3 protein-coding genes are annotated in these 3,173 nt (G+C 63.4%); 2 read left to right on the top strand and 1 reads right to left on the bottom strand.

Annotated elements, in window-relative coordinates:
- Nucleotides 1-1,275, top strand: a 1,275-nt coding sequence (locus VGS97_RS01350; RefSeq protein ID WP_326851287.1) for an RICIN domain-containing protein, incomplete at its 5' end; no start/stop codon positions are given.
- 210 nt (nt 1,276-1,485) lie between these two features.
- On the opposite strand, the gene VGS97_RS01345 is transcribed toward VGS97_RS01350, so the two are convergent.
- The gene (locus VGS97_RS01345; RefSeq protein WP_326851286.1) at nt 1,486-1,944 is read right to left on the bottom strand and encodes an integrase core domain-containing protein; all 459 of its coding nucleotides are present in this window, start codon (nt 1,942-1,944) and stop codon (nt 1,486-1,488) included.
- A gap of 419 nt (nt 1,945-2,363) precedes the next feature.
- Between VGS97_RS01345 and VGS97_RS01340 the strand changes: the two genes are divergently transcribed.
- Nucleotides 2,364-3,173: MBL fold metallo-hydrolase (locus VGS97_RS01340; protein WP_326851285.1), on the top strand; the 810-nt coding region annotated here is incomplete at its 3' end.

Below are 3,173 nucleotides of genomic sequence, written 5' to 3'. Positions count from 1 at the left end.
TTCCCCTCCATCATCGTTCACAGCCACGGTCGGAACTACAACGCGGAAGTGGTCAAGCCGACCGGCATCGTTCCCCAGCACACGACGGGCAGCGCCCACGCCTCAGGCGCCATGCCGAACGTGAATGCGGACACCACCGTGTACCCGCCCAACACCTCGACCAGCGGACTGAGCTACCACGGCGGCCCGCTCGAACTCACGCCGCACGTCTACCTTGACTTCTGGGGCACTCAGTGGCAGAACGACCCCAACGGCGTCGTGAACTACATGATGAACCTGTTCAACGGGCTCGGCGCCTCCGGTGACAGCTGGTCTACGAGCACCAGCCAGTACCGGGACAGCAACGGCAACGCCCCGGCCTTCACCGGCGCCGTGCTGGCTGGAGCCATCTATGACTACAGCGGCGCAGCTCCCGCCTCCGCCTCGCAGTCCGACATCGCGAATGAGGCCAACTTCGCCGCGTCCTACTTCAAGGCCTCCGGGACGAATGTTGACATAGTCGTGGTCAGCCCGAGCGGCACCCACCCCGACAACTTCCCGAACGCCGGATGGTGTGCCTGGCACTCGTGGACCGGCAGCGTTGGGTACACGAACCTCCCGTACGTCCTCGACGCCGGCGGAAGCTGCGGCGCCAACTCGGTGCAGAACGCGCTCGACGGGTTCAGCATCGTCGCCGGGCACGAATACGCCGAGGCGGTGACCGATCCGGTCCCCGGCTCAGGCTACCTCGACAGCAACGGCGAGGAGAACGGCGACCTGTGCGCCTGGGACCACCTGGAGACCGTGTCCCTGGGCACCGGCGCCTTCGCCATGCAGCCGCTCTACAGCAACAGCGCGGGCGGTTGCGTCTATAGCAGCGGCGGCGGGACCTCAGGGCAGTGGACCGGCACGATCGTCAACGCCAACGGCCTGTGCATGGACGACCGATCGTCGAGCACTGCGCTGTTCAACCCGGTCCAGGTCTGGACCTGCAACAACACCGGCGCACAGCAGTGGACGGTTGTGCAGGCCGGCAGTACGATCCGGGACTTCGGCATGTGCCTGGACATCAACGGCGGCGGTACGGCGGACGGCACGACAGTCGACCTCTACACCTGCAACAACACCGGCGCACAGGTCTGGATCCCGCAATCCGGCGGTCAGCTCTACAACCCGCAGTCGAACAAGTGCCTTGACGACACGAACTACGGTGGATCGGGCACCCAGTTGCAGATCTGGGACTGCACCGCCAACGACTCGGCCCAGAACTGGACCCTGCCGGCAGGCGCCATCTGAATGCCCTAACATGACCACTTTATGGCAATAGATTGACATCTGGGCGTCCCTTCTCGATCTGGAGAGGGGACGCCCCGCGAGACTCGCCCGGACGGCAGCCCGTTCAATGTCGCGACCGGCTTGACGCACGTTCGGCCGTTGCATCGTGTGGGGCTCGAAAATGCGATGCGCACAGTTTGAGCAGATGGTTCGGGTGCCGGGCTGACAGTGTCAGACTGCTGTGGCGGTCCAGTATTCGTGGGTGATGCCGCCGAGAATCGCATGTCGGCGGAGGCGATGTTCGGCCAGGTTGATCGGTCTAGGCGGTTCGTGCTCGGTTTGGTCGGGGGTCAGTTGTCCGAGGCTTCGGTGTGGTCTGCTGTGCGAATAGTGCTGCAACCATCTGGTTAGCGCGCGCCGTGCGTGCTCCTCGTGGAGGATGAGGATCCTGTCGAGCAGCGCTCGGCGGATCGTGCCGATCATGCGCTCGCAGATGGCGTTCGCGCGTGGTACCTGGACCAGGCTGCACAGGACCTGGATGCCTTCGGCCTTGAAGACAGAGTCGAGGGCACTGGTGAAGCGGCTGTCACGATCACGGATGAGGTATTTGGTCGGTGTGGCGCTTCGACGCGTCACGGCGCACAGCCACCGCCAATTCATCGAGAAGGCGCTGGGTGGTTCGGTAGACAACTGAGAGAATAGAGAATCATGCCTCGATCATGACCAGCCAGCAGCGGCCACGGGGGCGTTCAGCCCGACCGATACAGATCCCATAAACGAGCCGCACGGCATCCTGCACACCGACTACCGCCGACCTCTACACACCTGTCCCGACGCCCTACACGCCGTACTCGGCCTGCACTGGTTCACCGCAAGACAATGTTCTGCATAACCCTCTGCCTACCGGGCCGGAAGGCATGATATTCGGCCAAGGAACGTACTCGTGTGGCAATGCCCTGCTTCCCACGTTGCTAAGCTTTCTGCGATACCTCGGAAACTACTTGCTGGCTGCGCCCCGGTGTTCTTCACGGTACTTGACTGGCCTCGTGCCGTGAGGAAGACCGCAATCCGCCAGCTTGCACTCGGTGACCCTTCAAGGAGCAGTGTCGATGTCGAATCCGCAGTTGGTGATCCCGCCGGCGTATGGCAAGTACCTGGATCAGGTGTGGTCGGGTGAGGCCCCGTTGACCGAGTTGCGGCCTGGTGTCTCGTCTCGGGATGGTCTGGTTCCGATTTACGAGCACGCGCGGGTGTACACGGGTTTTGCCAATGTGGTGGTGTTCGACACTGGTGATGGGCTGGTGATGGTGGATTCGGGGGAGTGGCCGACGGCGGGTGATTTGCATCGTGCTGTGCGTGAGTGGTCGACGGAGCCGGTTGCTGCGGTCGTGTACACGCACGGCCATGTAGATCATGTTTTCGGTGTGATGTTGTTTGATGGGGAGGCGGCTCAGCGTGGTGCGCCGGCGATTGAGGTGATTGCGCATGAGGCGGTGGCGGCGCGGTTTGATCGGTACAAGCGTACGGCCGGGTACAACAGTTGGATTAATCGTCGCCAGTTCCAGATCCCGGACCTGAACTGGCCGCAGCAGTACCGGTACCCGGACACCGTGTACCGCGATGCCATGACCTACCGTCGGGGTGAGTTGACCTTCGAGCTCGTGCACGCCCGCGGTGAGACGGATGACGCGACCTATGTGTGGGTCCCCGAGTTGCGCACCGTGTGCACTGGTGACCTGTTCATTTGGAACACCCCCAACGCGGGCAACCCGCAAAAGGCCCAGCGTTACCCGTTGGAGTGGGCGGCGGCGTTGCGCGAGATCCAGCGGCTCGGCGCCGAGGTGCTGTTGCCGGGGCATGGCGTGCCGATTGTGGGTGCGCAGCGCATCGAGCTGGCGTTGGGTGAGACGGCGGAGCTG

Origin of the sequence: Actinocrinis sp. (assembly GCF_035946395.1) — a bacterium.
Classification (GTDB): Bacteria; Actinomycetota; Actinomycetes; order Streptomycetales; family Catenulisporaceae; genus Actinocrinis.
This window is presented reverse-complemented; position numbering and strand designations above follow the sequence as displayed.